The sequence below is a fragment of the Mycobacterium leprae TN genome (assembly GCF_000195855.1).
GTDB classification, from domain to species: Bacteria; Actinomycetota; Actinomycetes; order Mycobacteriales; family Mycobacteriaceae; genus Mycobacterium; species Mycobacterium leprae.
The window spans coordinates 2,122,647-2,145,092 of the sequence record NC_002677.1 but is presented as its reverse complement, the minus strand read 5'-3'; the positions used below and the strand labels follow the sequence as shown (position 1 = coordinate 2,145,092).

Genomic DNA, 22,446 nt, shown 5'->3' with positions numbered 1-22,446 from the left:
ATCTCGGTGTCAAGGCAGCTCATTTCAGCCCCGAGACGACGATCGAGGGGATGATGTGCCGCTGGAATCCAACGAAAAGTACGATCAGCGGAACGATTGCAACCGTGGTAGCGGCCATTACCAGCGTCCACTGAGCGTTGAATCGGGACTGTAGGTCAGCTGTCGCTACCGTAAGCACACGCCACTTGTTGCCGCTAGTGATCACCAACGGCCACATGAAGTTATTCCACTGCGAGACTACTGTGATAAGTGTCAAGGCCGCTAGAACCGAGCGGTTGGACGGAATCACAACATGCACGATCACGTCCAGAGTGTTAGCGCCGTCGAGACGTGCCGCGTTGATCAAATCATTTGGGATGATGCGAAAGTGTTCGCGCAGCAGGAAAATTGCGTATGGGGAGCCAAACATAAACGGCAGCACCAGCGCCCAAAATGTGTTACGGAGGCCGACTTGGGCCATCATCATATACATCGGCACCACCGTGACCGTCGCCGGCACCATCAATGTCATAATGTAGGCCCAAAACAGGGTATCGCGCCCGGGAAACCGTAACCGTGCGAACGCGTAGCCAGCCAGCACCGAGAAGGTTAGCTGGCCAAGAAGAATTACCGCCGTCATCAACGCGGTAACCGCGGTCGCGCGCAGAAATCCAGCACCGGACAAACCAGCGTAGTTAGCCAGCGTGGGTGGTCGTGGCAATTGCAGCGGTGTACCGGTCGTAAATTGATGCGCCGACGTGAACGAGGTGAGTAAGCCGAGTGCGAACGGTGCGACGGTGATCAGCGCACCGAGTGTCAGGCCGGCGTAAGTCACGGCGTTGGACAAGCGACTAGGTGAGCTCATAGCTGATCCGACGCTGGAAGTACAAATGTTGAACAACAGTGACGCCGAATAGGACGACGAATAATAACACTGCCATCACCGATGCTCGCCCAATGGCCGCAGAGCCGAATGCCTCGGCATAGATGCGGTGCGCCACCAGGTCGGTGCGGCTCTTAGGACCACCGTCAGTCAGCGCATAGACGGTGTCGAAAACCTGTGCTGTGCTCACTATTCCGGTAACCAGCACAAAGAACATCGTCGGCCGTAACATCGGCAGAGTGATGCGCCAGAACCGCTGCCAGGCATCGGCACCGTCGGTGCGCGCGGCAGCGTTAATGTCTTCTGGGATAGACAGCAGTCCGGCGAGGAACGACAGCGAGACGTAGCCGACGTTGGTCCAGACGACGACAGCTGAAACGACCGGTAGCGCAAGACTGGGATCGGAGAGCCATTCTATGCGATGTCTTAGGACCATGCTGAACGCACCGTCGGTGGGAGCAAGGAGCCAGCGCCACAACACCGCTATTGCCAAAGGGGCGCAGATCCACGGCAGCACGTATAGCGTGCGAAACACGCCGGTGCCCGGAAGTTGGCGGGCCAGCATTGTCGCGATAAGCAGGCCGAGCATCGTCTGAGTTGGTACCACAATCGCCACGAAGACGGCTGTGACAATTAGTGAATTGGCGAAATTGGGGTCGGTCAGCACTGACCGCCAGTTGGCCAGGCCGACATAGTGCAGGGGTCCCAACAGGTCCCACCGGAACAGGCTAAGCCAGATAACCACGATGATGGGTAGCAGCAAGAAGGTGACCACGCCGAACAGGCTGGGGGCCAGCAGGGCGTAGGCCAGAGCGATGGATCGTGGGTGGTTCTTCGTTAGGGCGCGGGTCCTGTGTGTCTTTCTCCCCCGCAAGCGGGAGATGCTCCCCACTTCATCGCTTTGCTCTGTATCGTCGCCGGTGTTGGTCATGGAGGTATTAAAGTGGGCGCACATGGCTGGTTGCTACAGTGTAGCCGTGACACTAAACCGGGAGATCGATAGGCTGACTTCTTGGATTGGATCTTCTGCGCCAGGAATTGCCCAAAGTCGCGTTGTCGGCAGCTCCTGTGGCCGGGGCCAACTATGCGTACCTGTGCATTCACCGCCTCTGCATCGAGATCATCCAGCTCCGTGACGACGATGGGCTAGAGACCGAGGTGGTCAGCCGCGAGATCGGGTTTGGCGGTTCGGGTTAGTGTGGGCGACACGTGGGGTTTGCCGCAGACGCCGAGTTGGCGCCGTCCGTGGCATCCAGCACAGCACGCCGCGGAGTACGATGACCACCACGCTCGCGGCGCTCTACAGCGAGCGGTGTCGTGCTTCCGCTCGCGTCAGTCTACACCAACGCCAGCTGTGCGTCGAATTACGGATCGACTCGTTCAGCATCTCCGCGCCGGACAAGATCGCCGTGCTCGAGGAGTTTTCCTGACAGTTGCTGGACGCAGACATCATTGACCACGTGTCGCCTGGTTTGAGAGCAGTCCAGGCGGAATTCTATGCAGACACTTTCGGGTCATCAATTACCCAACAACGGGTGAGGGTAATGCCGTCGGTGGAGGCGGTGGGCGCTACGGCGGCGATTTCGACTCGATGCATACGTTGGCGCCACCGACGGCCCGGGGCTGGGAAGTGTTAGCTGATGATGAAGTGTGGAACTGCACCGACGAGTTCGCACAGCTGGCGGCAAAGCTCAACGAGCACAGTGTGACCTCAGGGACTGAGGATCTGGTGATCGACCCGACCAACCTGTGGTTGACCATTCACCAAGCCACTATACACACAATCAAATACAAGCGCGCTGTCGGCTACGAGGCCTCCTACGTCAGAACCTCGTTCGCTACAGCCGAGACAAACTCGGAACCATGTAATCTGGTTCTCCGGTAATGAACCTGACAGTGGACCGTGCCGTGAAATTCGGTCTTGCTCGCGTCGGTTACGAGGACGAGGGCATGGCCGCGCAGCGCTGGATAGTATTGCATGACAGGGTGTTTGTCGGTTATCAGCTTGACCGGGTCTTCGCTCCACGGCTGGGGCAGTAGCGCTCCAACGGGTGCTCGTATGCTGATTTGCCGCATCACGTGCCGAATTCAGCGGATGGCCATTGTGTCGCTGCAGCCTGGCCCCGACGAGATTACTACCGCTGACCTGATCGCCTAGGCTGACGACAGCATCTAAATTGTCAGCGACAAGTCATGGCCGATCGATATGCAGCGTTAAAGTTTTCAGTTCACCGGACAGCTGTTATTCTCGCATCCGAGACAGCCGTCTGAATGATCAGCTGCACGCTGTTGCTTATCAGGCAACCACCGATTTCTGGAATTCCATGGAAACTGTGGGCGACCCGTCGGCCTGGCGACGCATTCAATTGCGGCAAGGCCCAGCCCAGCTAGGTGGCTGCCGTGAGCCATGGCTGTCCGACAGCGTTATTTCGGGGACCTAAACGTACTCAACATCCGTACCGAAAGTGACTGATAATCACGGTGCAGTTATGTTGTCAATCTTCTGTTAGATCAGGAGGAGAAGTCTGGACGTGCCAACGAGACTATGGTCGTGGTCACCGACCGCATCGAAGCGAACTTGCACTGGGGCAGACAATTCGATGACCATCAATGGAATGTCGGTCATCGGTCAATCGAAGTGTGACTGTGATTTCTGTTGTTCACCAAGGTGATAGCGTTTTGATTAGCACGGTGGTATCGGAGGAAGTGGATTCATTAATGCTTCCTGTACTGGTTCCTGCATTCCAAGAGGTAGCACGGTCCGTGCCAAAGAACGGTGATGCTGCGCCGCTGCCGGTACATCCGACGATTGGTACGCTGTATATGTCTGGCAATGGAGCTGAAGTGTTCGCCGATGTCCCCGACTCATTGAGCTGGGGGTTCCGCGGCATCGACAGACTGTATAGCTAAGCGCATCGCAGTGTCTAGACGAGGTTTTAGCGTCGCCGACAAGACTGCGTCGACGCTATAAGGGCTATCGAGATCAACACCAAACGGAACGACAGAAGTGCTTGGATGGGTGTCGGCTCACGCAATTTCGTGGACGTGCCAACCGGTCTGGCTACTCGAGCAGTTGTCGATGAGGTTGGGGTGATCAATGCGTTAGCCTATCTGCGGGCCACTGCTGCTTAGTTCAATGCCCCGCTCGCGGTCGTTACCGACAACCCGATGATGACAAGGCAGGTTGACCTATCTTGCTGGCATGATCACGGGTACCGAGCACGGCCTATTGTTGACCACGCTGTGATATATCCGGGAGATTGACCCAACCACGCTACTGCCCGCCAGGCTAACTCGCCGACGGCGTGTACCTTATTCAAGACGGCAAGCTGACAGCAGCGGTCAACAGCTTCCGGTTCAATGAAAGCCGGCTTGACCTGCTATGACGTGACACGCAGGTCGGCGTCAGCGAGATTACCCTGTCGCGGGAATGGGGGACTGGCCCGCTTGTGCAACGATGCCTTCGCTATGGATACCAAACTTGCATATGTCGTCGGTGAATCAGGTGCAACGGCCGATTGCCGAACGGCGAAGCACGTCCCACCGGGTGAGAAATGGGATTCCGGTTTTTGTCGCGGGTGCGGGCTGAATGTTCAATGACTTCTGCACGCCGTGGCCCGGATGCATGTGCTCGACCTGGTCACCTCCGAACACGTGGCGCCGCTCAACACAACTGCCGACTGTGCATGTAACTGCGGGAAGCACCGCGTTCGGCGTCGGAGGTTTCAAGCGCTCTATGTCGTCATAGAGCGCTTGAAACCTCGCTATTACTCGATGACCGCGCAAAAACCGCGCTGCGGTATAATTGAGTGCGTTAGTTTGGACGCCGACGCACCTCGTCGCCGAGGTGCGCACCCGTTTTTCCGATACTGAGGCCTTCGCGCTGAACTTTGACATCATGAGTAACGCCAGCCCACAAGGTTGCTGTGTTGTTGGGTGGCCGACGCTGCACGGGTTTGAGTACGGCACCGAGCGTTACGTGCTGGACACCGCCTGTCAGGCCGTGTCCAGTTGATAACTGGGTGCGTGGTGTCGGCTCGAATAGGCTTGGTGGGTACGAAACAAGCCTGGCGTCCACTTGTTGATCTCTCGGCGGACGTTCATCATTGATTAGATGCTGCCGGGATAGGCTGTCCCTTACGTAGGCTGGCGAATTATTTGCGGTACGGATCAACAAGGTAAACGCTGTTGCCGGCACTGAGCAAGGCGTCCTGTCCCGAGTCCAGCTGGGCTGGCGCAACTTCCCGGGTGATCGTGATGACACGGATTTGCCTTGATAGTTCGAACATTTGCAGCCCATCGAGTTCGTGGTCGGCTTGTACATGCATTACGCCGATCCGGAAAGAGCGTTTTCCTAACGAAAACGTCCCCCAGCCCCTGCAGCTCTAACGGGAAGCTGCCCCTGCCAGATGGCGGCGGCTTCCACCTGCTGTCCCAGCATTTCACGAATGACGATCATGGTCTCGATGTTGACCATGTCATCGCGGGTCAGCGCCGCCACGACGCGGGCTTGGTCGACACGGTCCGCTTCCAATGTTTGGCGTAAACTGACTTCCCTGAAAATTACCGGCATGTCGAGTTGGTCCGCCGTCGACAAGAAACAGTTGTTTATATCGCGCTCGATCGCCGCTACGTCATATCCGGCTGCGGTTAGACTCAGTGACGACGCGGATCCCGAGTGCACTTAGCCTGACGACCGATTATGTGGCCGCCTGGGTGGCGCGCTCGCGGGCATTCGTTCGGGCAGACGAATCGACGCGACAGCAGCACGTCAACGACAAAAGCTACAAGCAACGTGGTGGTCACGCCACTCGACATCAACATGGCAGTGTACATTCGTAGCCAGGTTGGTTGCTGGGCAAAGCTGAAGTCGCCATAACCCAGCTTCGTGATTGTCTCGTTGGTGAGGCAGAACGTGTCTACCTACTACCTCCCGGGGTGCTTATAGCCAATAGCCCTCGAGCTGAGTAATTAAGATATTCAGGGCGGCGATCACTGGCTAGAACGCGGAGTTGACTTCGTGGTTGGGTAAAGTGCGCGCGGTGTTCAATTCTCGACGCAGTCGAAAGTGGCATGAACGTGTTTTGTCCGGACGCCTAACCCTAATATTATAGGCCTAGCTAGTCGCCTGTCTATCATTGCTGTCCAGTCACTGGCGTGCACTTGCACATCCCGCCCCGGACCTGGGTATTACATTGCTGGGGGTTGGTGGTGGTGTTGTTCTGGTCGCGAACTATAGCTATCGGGGCAAGCTAGTGATAGATTTCGCGTAGCGTCACGTCACGTGATTGCTTCGGAGCTAAAGCCATGAATTCAATGCCCGCAGCCCCGACGGGGTGTGTGGTGCGCCCCAGGAATGTCTCGACAAACACCGACGTCGCGGGGGCTGCGACGTCAAAGATCGCGCTGGACCTGTCGTCGTCGGCCACCGTTTCTCGCAGCACCTCGCTGGCTAACCGTGCCACCATGCAAATATTTTTATTTGATTTCCTTGCTAGGAAATTAATTTAAAAATTCGTCACGTTATCATTTCCGGAACAGATGACGGTGGTTGCTTTTGTTACCCCCGCTTTGGCGAGTTCCGTTTTGACTCGGGCTCCGGTGAATTCAGGACCGAGGAGTTTGGCGATACTTGCCTTCGCCCTCTTAAATTTTTGTCGTAGCCAATACTTAGTCACCTCTGACAATAATTGTGCTGGCGCACGGGTTTCTACTCCTCAGTGAAACATTGATCTAGATAACCACATTAAATTCTTATGGTGTCAAATCGTACGAAAAACGATTCCATAGCAATAATTTTTACAGCTGGCATAGGTCTTTTCTTGTTTACGATAACATTAATTAGTAACTCGGTTAATCGGACATCTTGGTCGATATTAGAAACAAATTAACCATGTTGTACAAGAATGGTCTGATAAGCTTGCTAAAATATAATCAATTTTATTGTTCTGCATCACAAATATAGTTACCGGTTTGTTACCGGCTGGACTGGATTACTAGAGAAACCGTGTTGCTAATTTAAGTGCCAAAATAATTGATAGCCAAGACTGTTGTTGGCGGCAGGTTCACATGTTATGCAGCGGAATTTCTTCCCTATTCGGAGCCATGATTTTTTATATAGATATCAACTGAATTCCGAAATACATTGACAACATTCTGCTCCTGGATATTCCGTAAATCTATGTAGCGCACGAAGACTTTAGGTTTTCTTCGAAGTATACGTGCCGGAAAAGAAAAATTGACTCTTGACAACGATTTTGATTGACAGATGGAGTACATGGTTACATTCTTTCGATGTGTGTAAGCACGGCTTGTTCGGGAGCAGCGTTGATCACCGACCGGCTGCAACACGAACGATTATCGAATCCTGTTTTTCTCGGTGTCCTTTCGCTGGAAGCGATTTTCTCGACCGCCTACGGTCCTGAACAAGTCATGATTGAGTTGCTGTCGGCAGCCGGGATGGCTGTTTCGCTTTGCTGCTGCCGATCACCGATGTCATCCTGTTGATTCTGGTGTTGGTGGCTGCGTCATATTGGCAAATCGTCCAAGTCGTCATGGTCTATACCCGGTCCGGTGGATAATACGTGGTCGTATAGGAACAACCGCGGGCCACGTGTGGTGCGGATCGCCGCCGCATGCGGCTGGTAGATGGACGTAGTCACTGTCGTGGTGCAGTGCGCGGACGGGACAGTGGCGATGGTTTTGGCGATACCGGTGCGAGGCCCCTGCAACCTGGAGAGCACGGTGGGTGTGGTGTTGCTGATGTGTCTGACGAATCTCCGTGAATTGCGGTAGGCCGGAGTGCTTTTTGCGTTACCGACTTACGCCTTTGTAGCTATGGTCGTCGCTGACGATCGTGGTCGGTTTTGTTTGTTAAATTGCTTGGTGCTTAACGAAATATGATCCGCAGCAGATTGTCGGGGCGGTGCCGGTTCATCAGGGTGGCGATCTATTGATGGGTGTGAAGTTGTTGGCCGTGTTGCGGGCATTCGCCAACGGTGGCTCATAGTTTACCGGTGTTGAGGCCATTGCCAACGCGATCAGCAATTTCTTTCAGCCCGAAGGTGTTAACACGCATCGGGCGCTGACCGCGTTGGCCTGCATTCTCGGGGTATTGCTGGTGGGCGTGGTCTGGTTGGCGTATGTTACCCACGCCACGCCCTAGTGTTGACGGGTATCCATCGATGCTATCCGAGATTACCCGGGTGGTCTTCGGTCACGGTGTGATGAGCAACATCCTGTGTTTTTGGTGCAAGCGTCGTCTGCGGCCATCCTTTTACCGGTTGCAACACGAGTTTAAGGGTTTTCCCGCGTTGACCAATTTTGTTGCTGAGGAACGTTTTCTGCCGCGCCTAGTTGATGTTGATGAAGCATAACCATCGTTTGGTGTTTTCTAACGGACTTTCGACGCTTACCTGTGATGTCCGTGGCGTTGCTGGTTATCACCGGCTGCTGGGTCAATGCTTCTTCGCAATCGGTGTGTTCACCGGGTTTTCGATGGCTGGCTACGGCATGGCTAAACATCACCTGACTCGCTGCAGGACAAGCTGGTGATCAACTTGCTGGCGGAAGTGTTATAGACGATCATGGTGGGAATTTTCGCGGTGGTTAATTTGACCAAAAGTGAGTGGTTCCTCTTTGTTATGTTTCCCGTGCTGGTTTTGGCTTTGGTGCGGTTCAACCGACAATACCGCGCTGAGGCTCCCGTTCTGGAGATGTTCCACACCGAACGTTCCTACTAGCCAAGCATCTGCGCCTTCGGGTACTGGGCTTCGTGGATTCGGTTGATTTCGCCGAGATCGAGGCACTGCGCTACGGAAATGGCCTGCATTCCGGCGACCTCACCGCGGTGCACTTCCTTGATCGAAGCTGATTATGCTGCGTGGCTCAAGGAACGCTGGGAGCATTTTGAACACCACACGCCGCTGCGGGTGGTCAACTGCCCGGATTACCACCTGATTCGGGTCGCACATGAGTTGATAGCTCAAGTGCTCAATGAGCATCTAGACAGCAAGGTTACGGTGCTGCTGTTTCGTCGAAAGTATTCGCCGTTCTTGTGCCAGCTACTTCATGATCGCACCACCGACAAGATGGTCCGCGCCGTCGGCCTCATTCGAGACGCGATCGCGCTAATAATGCTTGACGATATAGAATCGCGGATATCACGGTTGGTGAACTCCGAGGGTTCGAGTAGCGCGGAATAAAGGGCTGTGCAGTCACTCGAAGGCTTGAAAACAAAACTCGTACATTATATTCCTATTCGGTTATCGCCGATATGACGGAGCACTGAGATCAAACACGACGTCTGAGGGGTGGTTGAGGGGTTCGCAAGTTTCAAGGGTGGTTAGTTTCTGAACGCACTCCTGTTCCCAAGTCGTCACTGCGTATCTACCCGTCGACGAGTACTGCAGAGCGTTCGTTAAAGCTTGCAATGCGTTGGTGGCCAATAGGTTCCGTACTACACGGACTACAGCAGACTATGGTGTCGTTGGCGATTAACGCAGGCACTGAGGTCAAGCCTGTGCAGAGACTTCTTGTGCACGCGACGGGCTGCTAGTGCGCTTCACCGCAACGGACACTCGTTAAGCGACTGGATAGCGTCGCGGACGTAGCTGCTGAATATGTCGAGGACGCAAGCTGGACTTGCACTAGATTAGATTAAGGGGGCGGTAGCTCAGTTGGTTAGAGCCGCGGACTCATAATCCGTTGGTCGCGGGTTCGAGCCCCGCCCGCCCCACTTCAGCCCTGCCCGCCACCCAAGCCCCCACTTCAGACGATTGGACTATCGTGATTAGCGTTTACCCGCTGTGTTCATATGACTGAACATTGTTGGCTGGCGGTTCCGACTGCCTGTGCCCGCGGGTCGCGCACGGCGGTCAGCGCATCTTTTGCCGAGACAGTAAGACATGTTCGGTAGTCGTGGGGGGCAGCCCGGAATCCTGTTGACGTGTTTTGCTGTGTTGCGGGGTTTTTGTTGGTGGGTGGCTGACTGCCTGCTTTCGATGAGGCTTCGTGTGCTTTGCCGCAGTGGACACGATTAGCGCGGCGCACGTAAGCATGTCGGTGGTGGATGCTGCTTGGTCTACATGTTGATGATGCCAGGGGCTGGGCACCTGGGCTGTGCTGAAGGCGATATCGATGCAGGCGTGGGTGTGAGGATAGTTGTTAGCGCCGCGGGGTAGGGGCGTTTTAGTGTGCATGTCATGGCCTTGAGGTGTCGGCGTGGTCAATGTGGCCGCACCTGAACAGGCACGTCCCCGTGCACGGTAAAGGTGACACTGGTTCATTATTCCTAGGCCCTGACACGCACAGCTTTTCTGAGCGGGCATGTGTTTCGGAGTTGGAGGTCCTCGCCGCTAGTGAAGTGCTAGCGGTGGTGGATTACCGTAACCGCTATACGCCGATGCCGGCGATCAGTCATGCGATCCTGACCTACAACCGCGGTCGCACCGACGCGATGGCCTCGCTCATCGTCAACTGGTACCACGATCAGATCGCCACCGGCAACGACGCCGACTCCGATCGCTACGGATATCGTGACCTCGATGCGGGTTTGTGAATCCGAACTATTATCTGGCGGTGGTAATCGACTACTTTTACACGCACCGGCCGTCCTTACCAACAGGTATAGCGCCAACAGGTATAGCGGTCGGTAAGACCGCGGTCAGTTCCTGGATCATCGACCGGGTGATCGTCCGGTCTCGGTCGTGAGATGGTCGAAGTGTTGTTCGGGTTCAAATGGTTCGTCGACAGTTTGCTCGGTGGCATGATCGGCTTCGGCGGCGAGGAATCGACGGGGGCGTCGTTCCTGCGGCGAGATGGATCGGTGTGGACCACCGACAAGGACGGCATCATCCTGGCTTCTGAGATCTTGGCCGTCATTGGTTGCACCCCCTCACAGCGCTACCAGGAGCTGACCGCCAAGTACGGCACCTCGTCGTATGCTCGGCTTGACTCGCCCGTTGACCGTGATCAGAAAGCTCGGCTGGCCAGGGTGTTGGCAGATCAGGTTGAAAGCCACCGAGTTGGCGGGTGAGCCGATCACCGCGAAGTTCACCGCCGCGCCGGACAACGCTACTCCGCTGGGCGGCTTGAAGGTGACGACGGCCAACGCGTGGTGTGCCGCACGACCATCGGGTACCGAGGATGTCTACAAAATCTACGCAGAGTCCTTCAACGGACCGGAGCATCTGGCCGAAGTGCAAAAGACCGCCTGCGAGGTGGTCAATCAAGCTATCGGGTAAGGGCACTTGGCCAGTGACTTTGAACGCTGCCTGGCAGTTGGTGTAGCTTCGACGAGCACAACTTCTCGGGGCTATGGCGCAGCTGGTAGCGCACCACACTGGCAGTGTGGGGGTCAGGGGTTCGAGTCCCCTTAGCTCCACTACGGAAGAAGCCGTGTTGTGAGTTTCGTTCTTGAACGTTTGACTACAACGGCGGCTTCACTGACGACAACCGGCCGGACGACTCTTCACCTACGGGTTCGAACAAAGTGCCTATCGAGGCTAGGGCGCAGCGCCGCTGCACAGCCTAATCGAACTGTGTCGCCAGGAATCCGCTGCACGGTGGTCGGGGCTTTCCCATAGTAAACAACAGGGTGACGCAAATCATGCATGCGAAGCTGCGGGATGTCCGTGTCGGTTAACGTTTTCGAAGGCGTCGTCCTGGTGGCGGTGGAAGGCGATCTCGTTGCCGGTCCGGTCTTTTTGGCCGCGCCCCCCGGACGATAGTGATCGCATCCAGGTGCAGGATTTGGCTTTCGGCCAGTTCGCTGACTACTCCGCCGAGCTCGAACGCCAGGCTCAATGTGAGTGTACCGGTCGATTGATGATTACCTCAATGGACTCAATCCTGACCGCGGCAACATTCCCGGGCCGGAGTTGGCTCCCGGGGCGCAGTGGCCGTAAATTCCGGTCCCGATACAGGTTACTGATAGTGTGCCTCACTACATTATTTCTATTTCGTGTCACCTGCCCTGCAGCGGCTCACCGGCTCGCAGCGTAATCGTCCCGATCGCGGTTGGGCACTAGATCGTTACCTCACCTCCCGGCGTCGTCGGCCGGCTCACCAGCAAGTGGGTCGACCTGGCCATCGAGAGTGTCGTTCCCGCGGAAGGTCTTCGACCAGCAGAGCGAGATTTGCTGTTTAACAAAACATTTGGATATAATAAATCTGCTAATTTGTACGGTTGCCACAAGTGCGACAGTTCCTACATCGCGTTGTGGGGTGCAGGTATTCTCTTCGGCTGATTCGTGTCGGCGTCACAGTGGTCGCCAGCGCGGGTGGTATCGGTGCAGCGGATCAACACCGCGGTAATCCACCCAACGTGAATTGCTCACGCCCGACGTGGTCGCGTTAACCTTGGCTGATGCGCAAGGTGGATTGCTGCCGTCCTGGACGTCAGGTGTGCACATCAGTATGGCCGACGCCAGTACTCGCTGCGCGGTTCTCCCTGGAGGTGCACGGCGATCCATGACATCTTCGAGGTGGGTGACATATGCGAGTTCGAAGGTCCTCGCAACACGTTTTATCTCGTCATGGATAAACAAGACGTGTTGTTCGCGATCGGTGGCATCGGAGTGATGCCAATCCTGCCGATGATTCAGGTGGCTGGGCAGCGTGGCATCAATTGGCGCACAATCCACTTGCTCCGGGAGGATATCTACACGCGGCTTTTTCCAGGCTATCTCGTGTAAAACCTATATATAATTATAATGTACAATTATGTGGATGCGTTTCTCGATCTCGTTGAGACAGCATTGTGATATTTGACGTTACGAACTCTTACCCCAGGAGATGTCCGCAGCGCGGCATGTTTTGCTCCACTCCGTGGAGAACCCGGCTATCATCGAGATGATGACATATTTCTGAACTTTCTTGAAGGGGAGATTAAGACATCGTGCAAAAGGAATACCTAGCGCTTGACCTACCGAGTGCAACAGCACATCCGGGCCCTCATGTGAGGGGTAATGGTAGCGCAACATCGCCAGTTTGGAACAGAACCTGGGGCCCATGCAGCGAATTGCTGCGCCAGACGCAATCTGCGCACCCTTGGAACCGCTAGGGGCAATTCTTGGCCAGTCTGGCTATGGCGTCGGTGAGTGCAATAGGTGCTGAGCGAGGCATCGGTGATCAGCGAGTTCAGAGTGGCGCTGTCGAGAAACATGGTGACCGTTTCCGTGTCCCGTCGCCCTATGTGCGTTTTGAGCAGCACGAGACTAGGCTCTCATGCCACTCCCCGCGCCAGGTGCTGCAATTCCGGTCGATGGGTGGTGGCAATACACAGAACTGTTGAGTGCGCGGTGTCGGTCGGCCAGGTAATCTACGGTGGGCTGGGGGAGTGCGGCGGGAAGCTCGGGCTTCGTCTCAAGTTCGTGACGTCACTGACTGAGGTATGCGGTCGCAGTGGTCGCCGCGTGCGTGAGCGGGGCATCCTGCAGCGCTTCGAGATAGCTGAAGTAATTAGGTGGTACCCGACCGGCACATCCGCCTCGGCGGATGTACTCGGCGCTGGGTTGATTCGTCGAGACCCCCAGGTGATTATTGCGTCCAGCTGCCTGGACGATCGCTTGTTGGCGACCGGTGGGGTCGCGTGGACGGCGATCTGGGGCGGTGGTCAATGGGCATCGGCCAGGTTCAACGTGATCACTCCGACTATAATCAGCGCGACGCCAACGACTTTCGCCACGGATACCGGTGAGTCGAGGAATAGCACCGCGATCAGCACGATGGCAGCCGTGCCGATGGCCGACCACAACGCATAGGCGACGTCTGTCTTCATGCCGCGTGAGATCGACAGCGCCAGGAGTGTGAAAGTTACTGCGTAGCCGGCCAGACAAGCCAGGGTTGGCACCAGCCGAGTGAAGCCTTCGGTGCTCTTGAGCAGGGTGGTCGCCACCACCTCCACAAAGATCGCGCAAAAGAGGAACAGATAAGCCACAATGCCTCCCTATTCTACAAATGTACACGAGAAAAGCGGGCGAATGACTTGCTGGAGCGGACAGCTTGTCGATGCCATGATGCTCGCCGATAGTTTGGCTCATCTGCGGAATTGCACAGTGCCGCTACTGGTATGATATCGGCTTCACGCATACACATTTTCACCAGCAGTGGCCAGACGGGCGGAGGTTGCCGATAAGCGTTGTCAACGTATGGGGGGATGATGGCTGCTCGACCTGAGACATCCGAGGCTTCATCATGACCATCAGCGTGTTCGATCTGTTTACGATCGGCATAGGGCCGTCCAGCTCACACACGGTCGGTCCAATGCGCGCCGCAGCACGTTTCGTCGATGGCTTAGCTGCCAACGGTTTGCTCGAGGACGTGTGCGACATCCGTGTCGAGTTGTTCGGATCGCTGGCGGCAACTGGGGCAGGCCACGGCACCATGTCGGCTATCCTGTTAGGGCTTGAGGGGGAGCATCCCGAGAGGCTTGATGCCGATGACATGGTGACCCGATTGGCCTGTATGCGCGCTGCCGGGACAATCTGTCTGGGTGGATTGATCGTGATCAAGTTCACCGAAGCCGATGTCGTACTGCGTCCACAGACGGTGCTGGACCGGCATCCCAACGCCATGACGATCGTTGCTCTCGCCCGCGACGGAACCAAGCTCGCCGCCGAGACTTATTATTCGGTCGGTGGCGGATTTGTCGTGGCACACGGCGATCCACCCGAGGGCGCGGAATGGACCACTGGTGGGGTGTCCTTTGGCTCGGCGGGTGAGTTGTTAGAATTGGCGGCCACGCGAGGAATGTCAATCTGCGAGTTGATGGCCGAGTACGAGCAAAGCCTGAGGTCCGAGCAGGAGGTACGTGCCGGTCTGCTAAATATTCGTGACGTCATGACGCAATCCGTTCAGCGTGGTATTGCTCAGGGCGGCTACCTGCCTGGTGGGCTGAAAGTGCGTCGCCGCGCACATTCCTGGCACGAGCGGCTGTGTGCCGAGGATCCGAATCGCGATCCAGTGTTCGCCGAGGACTGGGTGAACCTGGTCGCGCTGGCAGTCAACGAGGAGAATGCCGTGGGCGGAAGAGTGGTCACCGCTCCGACTAACGGTGCGGCGGGCATCATTCCCGCTGTTTTGCATTATGCACAGCATTACTGTCCCGCTGGGCGGGCAGACCCAGACGATACAAGTGTGCGGTTTTTGTTAACTGCGGGGGCAATTGGTTCGCTGTACAAGGAGCTTGCGTCTATCTCCGGCGCGGAGGTCGGTTGCCAAGGTGAGGTGGGGTCGGCGGCTTCTATGGCCGCTGCGGGCTTGGCTGAAATCCTTGGTGGCACACCGGCTCAGGTCGAGAACGCGGCTGAGATTGCGATGGAACACAGTCTCGGTTTAACCTGTGACCCGATCGCCGGTCTGGTCCAGATTCCGTGCATCGAACGCAATGCCATCTCGGCCGGCAAAGCGATCAATGCCGCTCGGATGGCTATGCGTGGCGACGGTACCCACCGGGTGAGCCTTGACGAGGTGATCGCCACCATGAGGGCAACCGGCCGGGACATGAATTTCAAGTACAAGGAGACTGCCGCGGGCGGACTCGCCCTCGCGGTCAACATCGTCGAATGCTGACCGGCCGACGCGGTTGCCGGCGGAAGTTCGGGTGCGTAATCGCCGGTGGCAACCGACACACCCATCAATTCGCTGTATTGATCAACCCCACGTCGCCGGTAGCAGCGGTACCTGTGGGTCACCACTGAACCTGCCATCCAACGTGACCAGCTCCGAAGCACCAGCAGTGGTCGGCGAAGGAGCGGTGGTACAATCCCACCACCCTGCGCTGAGAGTGCCACCGCTGACATGACATCACTGGGTGGCACTTGAAATTTGCTCGATGCCTCGTCGTTGTTTGATGTGGCCAAACTATCGGTGATGGTCGTGTCTACAAAGTCTGCTTCCAAGTAAGACAGGTAATTGACACCGCCCGGTATCCCAATTCTCAGCGGAAGCGCTACCGTACTCATAGCGGCGACTGTGCTAACCGGGCCAACTCCTAGGATCAGAACCGCGGTAATAGCAATAACCAGGGCCGTCAGAGCTTCGACTAAGCCGCCGAACAAGCCAATTAGGTACGCGACCAACCACCGAGTCCCGAAGGCCAGCAGGAATAACAGGTAACTCGCCATTAGTTCGATTGAAGTGCATGATCTGTACGAACCTGTGCCAGGTCGCGATGAGTTAATTCCCAGGTGCTGCTGATTACCGCAACAGTGTCGTCCTGAGCCGCGATGGTCCTCTAAAGTAGGGAGTTAGTTTATTACTCATATCGGGTTTTGCGATCGCTGACGCGGGTGTGATGTGCGGGGATTGCGACCACCGCCGCGGTAGAGACTTTCTGATAGAACTCCATAGTGGTGTCCATAGTGGTGGGAGCCTAGATCAACATCCGCGCAAGTTGTCCTCATTAGCGTCAATCGGAATCTTTTTATTACCAACGAAATTCGTACTTAGTACGTGTTACATGTGCTGTGTGATTGGCTACCAACTCACCCACTGTCGGCATTGTCTCCAGCGCACTCACATAGGCCGTTGGCATGACCTCATGCTGAGCCGCAGCATCCTGCTATCGATGCTGTTATGAGTCAGTCATTTCTGATACGGCATATGCTCAGCCACATAACGTTCAGCGCTGGTACGCCGCTAAGTTTCATACTGCACCCCAGTCAGGACTACACCGAGTTCTTCTGCCGCCGAAGCGTATTGTGTTCAGCGAATTCCACGCTTCCACTGTCGCCAATAGTGGGTTTGGTCCAGGCACCGTGCTCAGTAACATCGAAGATGCCTCTAGTGGGTCGGCAGGCCAGACACAACCTTTCCCGGTGTCGTCACGCTAAACCCCCACATAGCGACACCACCACAGTATCACCGGCGGTATAGTTTGCTCAGAACTTAACTGCACCAACGACTTAACTACATCAACGCCTACCTCATTTACTGCCGAACTACTCGTCCCTCTTCAATGGCTACCGCAACACATTCGTCACCTACCACGCTAAAATCGGCCGCAATTTACAGCGACACCAGGCCAGTCGAATGCGGCACCGTCATCCTAATCGCCGTTGTGCAAAGTCGTAAGCAGCCGCCAGCTGATACGTCTGTGCTGACCTACCCGACTGCACGCTGCCAGGCCCTCATGACCAACAGCGTTTCTACCGACACTTCTTCCGGCGCATCTCATGCACCCCCGTCCGCAACGAAGAAGACATCGTCTAGTCCAGAAGCGACGTCGAACGCTGTTAGTGCTGTATGCTTGACTTTAGTATCTTGTGGCGCGCTGAGTGTAGCGACCGCAGCGGTGGCTGAGACGGAATGCGACCCCGGTGCATTATCAACTTCCTGCAGTACCCACCATTAGCGACTTGGATTTGCCGTAGCCTAGTGCTTGCTGGCCAGTTCAGCGGCCATTCTGAGGGCTAGTCATGCCCGTTTACTCTACGTATAGAGACTGGACCAAATACGTAGCTGCGCCGATGTAGTTGGACTCGTGTTACACGAAGCTTGCGAGGATAGGGGTGAAGATTCTCAAAACCGCCGTTGGCAACGCTGCCTCGGCACCGGAATTCGACTAAATAAACCTCGTTGCAGCTGATCGTTGTGCACGGAATTCAAGGTCGAACACCATGCAGCGACTGTCGTATCTGATGCGCGCGGGTCGTGGTACGGCAGCAAAGGAAAGGTTGGACATGATGGTCACCGTAACTTTGAGCAACGGACAGGTCATTAGGTTGGAAACAGATGATACCGGGCATGAAACGTCCGGGTCGTATGCCATCGATGACGCTGGCGTGCTGATGATTGAGTCCAGGAAGATCAGGAGCACAGGAGAAGTGGTGGTCACACGCCAGCGTTTCAGCCCGGCCGCGTGGCAGTGCGTTGAACAAGACCACGCCATTGGGTATTCTGATGTCTTGCCTTGGACCGCTGGGGTGATCGGCTCTGGGGTTTTGAGTGGGCACAGGTGATGGCGCCCACGGTAAGATGTCGACTCGCCGCAGGTTACCAAGTCTGCCGGCTTGTGAGATGTCGGCAGCAATTTGATCGACCGAGAATCGGTTTCTCTCCAAATATTTGGCGCAGACTGTGCATTTCCGCGGAACAAGACCGTGGTTAACATGTACGGCCGAATGTGTGTCGGGAGACATGTATTCTTTGGGCGAGATGCAGAAACCAGTACCCGTTGGCGCTGATTATCTGGCTTCATGTCTGGTGGCGCGGCTGAGATCGACCGATGTACCGACGGACCTCCATCGCGGTTGCACGGTGACGTTGTTTCTGGGTGACGTCGAAGGCTTGGCAGAGCTGTCCGAAACACAACCCGATGAGGCAGCGGATGCAATCGCACGCCTGGACTGTGTGGTGTCAGAAGCTGTCGCGGCTCACGGCGGGGTGCAACAGGTTGTCCAAGGGGTAAGGGGAAACTTTCTCGCAACGTTTGCCCGTGCTAGCGACGCCACAGCGTGCGCATTAGACCTGCAGCTGGCCCCGATCGTACCAGTTCGGTTTCGTATCGCTCTGCACACCGGTGAGGTTCAGATATCCAACGATGATGTCAATAATGTGGTTTTTATGATGGTGCAGGCTGCAGGGTTGCTCGATTTGGCATGCGGGGGACAAACGGTGTTGTCATCTATCACAGGAGATCTCGTCGTTGATGGGCTCCCCGCTGATACCTGGCTGGTGGATCTTGGCAGTCACCTATTGCGGGATCTGGCTCGGCCAGTACGTGTCATGCAGTTGTGTCACCGTAATCTGCGCAGAAATCTTCACGAGCTAGGTATCCGGACTGTCCCTGGCGGACCAAGTCTTCCGGTGCCGCTCACCACTTTTGTTGGTCGCGCTGCGCAGATCAAAGAACTGCAAGAGCTGTTGACCGAAAAACGGTTGTTAACGCTGGTAGGTCCAGGGGGAGTAGGAAAAACGCGGCTCGCGTTACAGGTCGTCGCTAGGGTCGCAGACGAGTTTAGTGGTGAGCTGTCGTATTTCGACCTAGCTCCGGACACCGATCACGACATCTTTCCGATTACGGTGTTAGACAATCTGCGCCGGTGCATCGGTGACCGTCGCATGCTGATGGTGTTGGACAACTGCGAGTACCTTCTCGATGTGTGCGCGAATGTGATGACTACGCTGTTGGGCGCTTGTCCGTCGTTGACGATTTTGGCGACCAGTCGTGAGCCGATCGGGGTGGCCGGCGAAGTCATATGGCGGGTTTCAATGCTGTCTCCTGCCGACGAAGCGGTCGAATTATTCACAGAACGAGCTGCCTTGGTTCAACCCGGTTTCAGTGTTACCGATGGCAACCGTCAGATCGTGACCGAGATCTGTCAGCGCCTTGACGGCATGCCTTTGGCGATTGAGCTGGCCGCTGCACGGATACGTACGTTATCGTTAACTGAGATAGCCGATGGTTTGGATGACCGGTTTCGGCTGCTGACTGGTGGTGCGCGTACCGCGGTGCGACGTCAACAGACGCTCCGTGCCTCGATGGATTGGTCGTATGCATTGCTGACCGAAAGCGAGCGGGCCTTGTTTCGTCGCTTGTCGGCAATTTCGGGGACGTTCGACCTCAAGGTGGCCTATGCGGTTGGACACGATGATCTTGAGGAGCCTGATCAGGTTTTCGATCGGCTGACTATGCTCATAGACAAGTCTTTGGTCATAGTTGAAGGCAGACAGGGTGGCTCGCGGTACCGGTTGCTGGAAACGGTGCGCCAGTACGCGATGAAGAAGCTCGAAGAGTCCAATGAGGTCGACCTTGTGCTTGCCCGTCACCGCGATCACTACATGGCACTTGGGGCTTTGCTGGATACTCCGGGAGACATCGACCACGAGCAGCTTGTTGAGCAAGTTGAGACCGAGCTTGACAATCTGCGTAGCGCATTCGCATGGAGCCGCGAAACCGGCGATATCGCTGGCGCACTGCAACTCGCGTCTTCACTACAGCCGATCTGGTTTGGTCGGGGCCACATGTATGAGGGGTTGGCCTGGTTCGACTCGATCTTTGAACACAAAAACATCGAGCATCTTGTTGCACCCAAAGAGGTTTTAGCTCGGGCGGTTGCCAACAAGGTTATGCTCCACGCCATATTGGCCAGCAGTCCACCAGACGGCAGTGACCTCGTCACTCAAGCTCAACAAGCTCTGACCATGGCACGCGAGATAGGTGACTCTGCTGTTTTGGCTCGGGCGCTTACTGCCTGCGGCTTCAGCAGTGGCTATGACACGGAGGTGGCTCGGCCCTACTTTGCCGAGGCGGTTGAGCTCGCGCGAACGCAAGGTGATAAATGGACACTGAGCCAGATTCGGCTTTGGGGAGTTGTTGGATTCTGCGTGTCAGGTGACCCGGTTGCTTTGCGAGCAGCAGCTGAGGCGGCCGACGATCTCGCTCAAGAAATCGGGGATCGGTTCGTTTCGCTACAGTGTCGTTTGCTGCTCTCCATTGCACAGTTATGGCAGGGCGATATGGACGGAGCGATCGTACGATCGGGTGAAGTTGTTGCCGGTGCTGAAGCTGCCCACGATACAGTGACGAGAACTTTCGGTCTGTACGTCCAAACTCGGGCGCTGGTGCATCGCGACGTCAGCGCGGCCCTGGTTACGGCCGGCCTGGTCGTTGAAGCCGCAGCGGAATTAAGTGGGGTGTACCAAGGTATTGGTTATGCAGCAATGGTTTTTGCGGCGTTGGCTATGGGCGATGTTGCCGCGGCTGTCGAGGCCAGCGAGGCGTGCCGGCCGCACCTGGGTGCTGACCACGGCCTGGTAGCGATACACCTCGAACTCATGGCGGCGGTCGCTTTGGCAAGAGGCGATGTAATCGTGGCGCGACGCCTCGCCGACAATAGTGTTTCTGCGACCACTGGGTGGCATCAAATGGCGGCCTTGACAACGCGTGCGCGCATCGCTATGGCGCAGGGTGAACCAGAACTGGCACGAGCTGATATCCATGCTGCGCTTGCGTGCGGTGCCGACATCCAGGCGTCTCTGGGCATATCAGACAGCATGGAATTGTTAGCCGAGCTGATCAGCCAGGGTGACAACCATCGTCAAGCCGGGCGTCTTTTCGGTGCGGCGTCCGCGCAACGTGAGAAGACAGGTGAGGTCCGCTTCAAAGTCTGGGATGCAGGCTATGAGTCCGCAGTGGCGGTGCTTCGTGGCGCGATGGGCTGCAAGGATTTCGACTCCGCCTGGGCAGAGGGTGCTGCCATGCCCATCGACGACGCGATCACCTACGCACAGCGCGGGCGTGGCAACCGTAAACGACCGACCACTGGTTGGGAATCCCTAACCCCTGCCGAACACAATGTAATACGGCTCGTTAGCGAGGGGTTAGATACCAAAGATATCGCGGCACGGCTTTTCGTCTCCGTTCGAACCGTACATACCCATCTCACACGCATCTACTCTAAACTTGGCCTCACCTCCCGCGTCCAACTCGTGCAAGAAGCTGCGCGCCACAACTAGGTTGCGACGTTCTCTACGGCTGCTATACGTGTGCTCTCCATAGCTGTGCCCCCGTTGATTGGCGCGGCGATTACTTCGCCGAGTTCGACTTTTGTGCCAGGCGGCGTTGTGGGAATAGCACCTGGATGTGTGTCCCATTAGCGACCAACTGAACCAGTGCCGACCGGATCCGTTCGGCACTGGTTCAAGGATTAACGCGGCGTCGGCGGGCACCGCTAGATCGGCGTTGAGCATAGAACCGATACCCCCGTCAAAGTAATTAGGCGTGGTCGATTAGGGCTGGTGGCCTGTGGTGCGCATCGATGATGCTGTTTCTATACAGATACAGCGGAACCTCATCGGTGAACACAGCGCGGTGGCCGGTACGCAGGTTACGTGTGACGATTGACAGGTTTGACTTTGGTTACACAGCACCTCGTGCATCTGGTGATGTGGGGGGCTGGGATCGTTGTCACGTGAGTATCGCAGCAATGTTTGGAGTCGACTCAGCTCACGTATCGTTGCCGTGTCATTGCGGGTGCAGGTTCGCGTGCGTGCTGTCAGCAGCGTATCGCTCGGGTGCCGTTTGTCCGAACGATTTGGAGCGCGAACATGCCTGCTTGCCGTGCATAGGAGCCGGTGTTGGTGCACGATTCTACGGGCGGTTATCGCTGAAGAGCGTGACGATCTGTCGAGGCGGCCCAACTAGTGCTGCAGCACCGGCTGGCCGGCGGTTGCTGCCATATGCTCAGACAAACGCAGCAGCCCGAACTCGCCTACCCCGTGCGGGAGGTTGTGGGCCAGCTTGCGCAACTTGACAGCGCAATCGTGTAGTTCCTGCCGAAGCTGTGTTCTCATCGTGCATTCGCCATGGTTCAAGGGTGTTGAAATGTTTGGTAACATCAACAACGTCTGTTTCTCGGATCAATCTTGTAAATGAGAGCCCATCATTTGCTATCGCCGAACAATAAGCATTAGCGCATCTGCTTGCATCCAGCACAGATTTTGCTGCGCACACCGTGTCACTGTGTGGTTGTGACATGCTCCTCAGCAGCGAAGTCCGAAGGGCATTCCACAGTCAATCTTCACACAAATTAATAATTCTATAAACAATTTTCAGATGACAGTAAGGTATTGACTTG

15 protein-coding genes, 2 tRNA genes and 5 pseudogenes are annotated in these 22,446 nt (G+C 56.1%); 14 read left to right on the top strand and 8 right to left on the bottom strand.

Going from position 1 to position 22,446, the window contains the following annotated elements; genetic code table 11:
• Nucleotides 1-19 precede the first annotated feature (19 nt).
• Nucleotides 20-844, bottom strand: a complete 825-nt coding sequence (locus tag ML_RS09025) for a carbohydrate ABC transporter permease (RefSeq protein ID WP_010908529.1) — start codon at nt 842-844, stop codon at nt 20-22.
• Nucleotides 831-1,817 carry a carbohydrate ABC transporter permease gene (locus tag ML_RS09020; protein ID WP_010908528.1) on the bottom strand — a complete coding sequence of 329 codons (987 nt, stop codon included), beginning with the start codon at nt 1,815-1,817 and terminating at the stop codon, nt 831-833. The genes ML_RS09025 and ML_RS09020 overlap by 14 nt, the downstream gene beginning before the upstream one ends.
• A gap of 62 nt (nt 1,818-1,879) precedes the next feature.
• Between ML_RS09020 and ML_RS09015 the strand changes: the two are divergent.
• The 4 genes and pseudogenes from ML_RS09015 (at nt 1,880) to ML_RS19250 (ending at nt 4,877) form a co-directional block, all read left to right on the top strand.
• Nucleotides 1,880-3,335 (top strand): annotated as a pseudogene (locus ML_RS09015) (TldD/PmbA family protein).
• A 173-nt stretch (nt 3,336-3,508) separates the two neighbouring features.
• Nucleotides 3,509-3,772: a hypothetical protein gene (locus ML_RS19260; RefSeq protein ID WP_414085491.1), complete on the top strand. Its 264-nt coding sequence runs from the start codon at nt 3,509-3,511 to the stop codon at nt 3,770-3,772.
• A gap of 177 nt (nt 3,773-3,949) precedes the next feature.
• Nucleotides 3,950-4,373 (top strand): annotated as a pseudogene (locus ML_RS19255) (metallopeptidase TldD-related protein); the annotation flags it as partial.
• A gap of 294 nt (nt 4,374-4,667) precedes the next feature.
• Nucleotides 4,668-4,877, top strand: a complete 210-nt coding sequence (locus ML_RS19250) for a hypothetical protein (RefSeq protein WP_145985193.1) — start codon at nt 4,668-4,670, stop codon at nt 4,875-4,877.
• A gap of 139 nt (nt 4,878-5,016) precedes the next feature.
• Here ML_RS19250 and ML_RS16220 read toward each other — a convergent pair whose 3' ends face one another.
• The 3 genes from ML_RS16220 to ML_RS16210 form a co-directional block, all read right to left on the bottom strand.
• Nucleotides 5,017-5,190 carry a hypothetical protein gene (locus ML_RS16220; protein ID WP_231846591.1) on the bottom strand — a complete coding sequence of 58 codons (174 nt, stop codon included), beginning with the start codon at nt 5,188-5,190 and terminating at the stop codon, nt 5,017-5,019.
• 26 nt (nt 5,191-5,216) lie between these two features.
• The gene (locus ML_RS16215) at nt 5,217-5,459 is read right to left on the bottom strand and encodes an NAD-binding protein (RefSeq protein ID WP_231846590.1); all 243 of its coding nucleotides are present in this window, start codon (nt 5,457-5,459) and stop codon (nt 5,217-5,219) included.
• Nucleotides 5,460-6,114: 655 nt separating this feature from the next.
• Nucleotides 6,115-6,330 (bottom strand): hypothetical protein, encoded by a 216-nt coding sequence (locus ML_RS16210; protein WP_010908527.1) that lies wholly within the window; start codon nt 6,328-6,330, stop codon nt 6,115-6,117.
• Nucleotides 6,331-7,510: 1,180 nt separating this feature from the next.
• On the opposite strand from ML_RS16210, the gene ML_RS08995 reads away from it, so the two are divergent.
• The 7 genes and pseudogenes from ML_RS08995 to ML_RS16205 all read left to right on the top strand — a co-directional run.
• A complete protein-coding gene (locus ML_RS08995) occupies nt 7,511-7,657 on the top strand; it encodes a hypothetical protein (RefSeq protein WP_156511974.1) in 147 nt (48 codons plus the stop codon).
• A 389-nt stretch (nt 7,658-8,046) separates the two neighbouring features.
• The gene (locus tag ML_RS08990) at nt 8,047-8,238 is read left to right on the top strand and encodes a hypothetical protein (protein WP_041322964.1); all 192 of its coding nucleotides are present in this window, start codon (nt 8,047-8,049) and stop codon (nt 8,236-8,238) included.
• Between the two features lie 483 nt (nt 8,239-8,721).
• Nucleotides 8,722-9,066 carry a hypothetical protein gene (locus ML_RS08985; RefSeq protein WP_010908526.1) on the top strand — a complete coding sequence of 115 codons (345 nt, stop codon included), beginning with the start codon at nt 8,722-8,724 and terminating at the stop codon, nt 9,064-9,066.
• A gap of 459 nt (nt 9,067-9,525) precedes the next feature.
• A tRNA-Ile gene (locus ML_RS08980) sits at nt 9,526-9,599 on the top strand.
• 714 nt (nt 9,600-10,313) lie between these two features.
• Nucleotides 10,314-11,106 (top strand): annotated as a pseudogene (locus tag ML_RS08970) (phosphohexomutase domain-containing protein); the annotation flags it as partial.
• A 67-nt stretch (nt 11,107-11,173) separates the two neighbouring features.
• Nucleotides 11,174-11,246: transfer RNA gene (locus ML_RS08965), tRNA-Ala, on the top strand.
• Nucleotides 11,247-12,000: 754 nt separating this feature from the next.
• A pseudogene (locus tag ML_RS16205) lies at nt 12,001-12,537 on the top strand (ferredoxin reductase domain-containing protein); the annotation flags it as partial.
• A gap of 941 nt (nt 12,538-13,478) precedes the next feature.
• On the opposite strand, the gene ML_RS08955 reads toward ML_RS16205, so the two are convergent.
• Nucleotides 13,479-13,802, bottom strand: a complete 324-nt coding sequence (locus ML_RS08955; protein ID WP_010908525.1) for a DMT family transporter — start codon at nt 13,800-13,802, stop codon at nt 13,479-13,481.
• Nucleotides 13,803-14,059: 257 nt separating this feature from the next.
• Here ML_RS08955 and ML_RS08950 point away from each other — a divergent pair, with 257 nt between their 5' ends.
• Complete coding sequence (locus ML_RS08950) at nt 14,060-15,436, top strand: L-serine ammonia-lyase (protein WP_010908524.1); 1,377 nt, start codon at nt 14,060-14,062, stop codon at nt 15,434-15,436.
• A gap of 856 nt (nt 15,437-16,292) precedes the next feature.
• Here the strand turns inward: ML_RS08950 and ML_RS19890 are convergent.
• Nucleotides 16,293-16,412: pseudogene (locus tag ML_RS19890) on the bottom strand (hypothetical protein); the annotation flags it as partial.
• A 1,072-nt stretch (nt 16,413-17,484) separates the two neighbouring features.
• On the opposite strand from ML_RS19890, the gene ML_RS08945 reads away from it, so the two are divergent.
• Nucleotides 17,485-17,826, top strand: coding sequence for a hypothetical protein (locus tag ML_RS08945; RefSeq protein ID WP_041322961.1), 342 nt, complete (start codon nt 17,485-17,487; stop codon nt 17,824-17,826).
• A 178-nt stretch (nt 17,827-18,004) separates the two neighbouring features.
• On the top strand, nt 18,005-21,325 hold the full coding sequence (locus ML_RS08940) for a LuxR family transcriptional regulator (RefSeq protein WP_010908523.1): 3,321 nt from the start codon (nt 18,005-18,007) through the stop codon (nt 21,323-21,325).
• 684 nt (nt 21,326-22,009) lie between these two features.
• Here ML_RS08940 and ML_RS08935 read toward each other — a convergent pair.
• Nucleotides 22,010-22,162, bottom strand: a complete 153-nt coding sequence (locus tag ML_RS08935) for a hypothetical protein (protein ID WP_156511956.1) — start codon at nt 22,160-22,162, stop codon at nt 22,010-22,012.
• Nucleotides 22,163-22,446 lie beyond the last annotated feature (284 nt).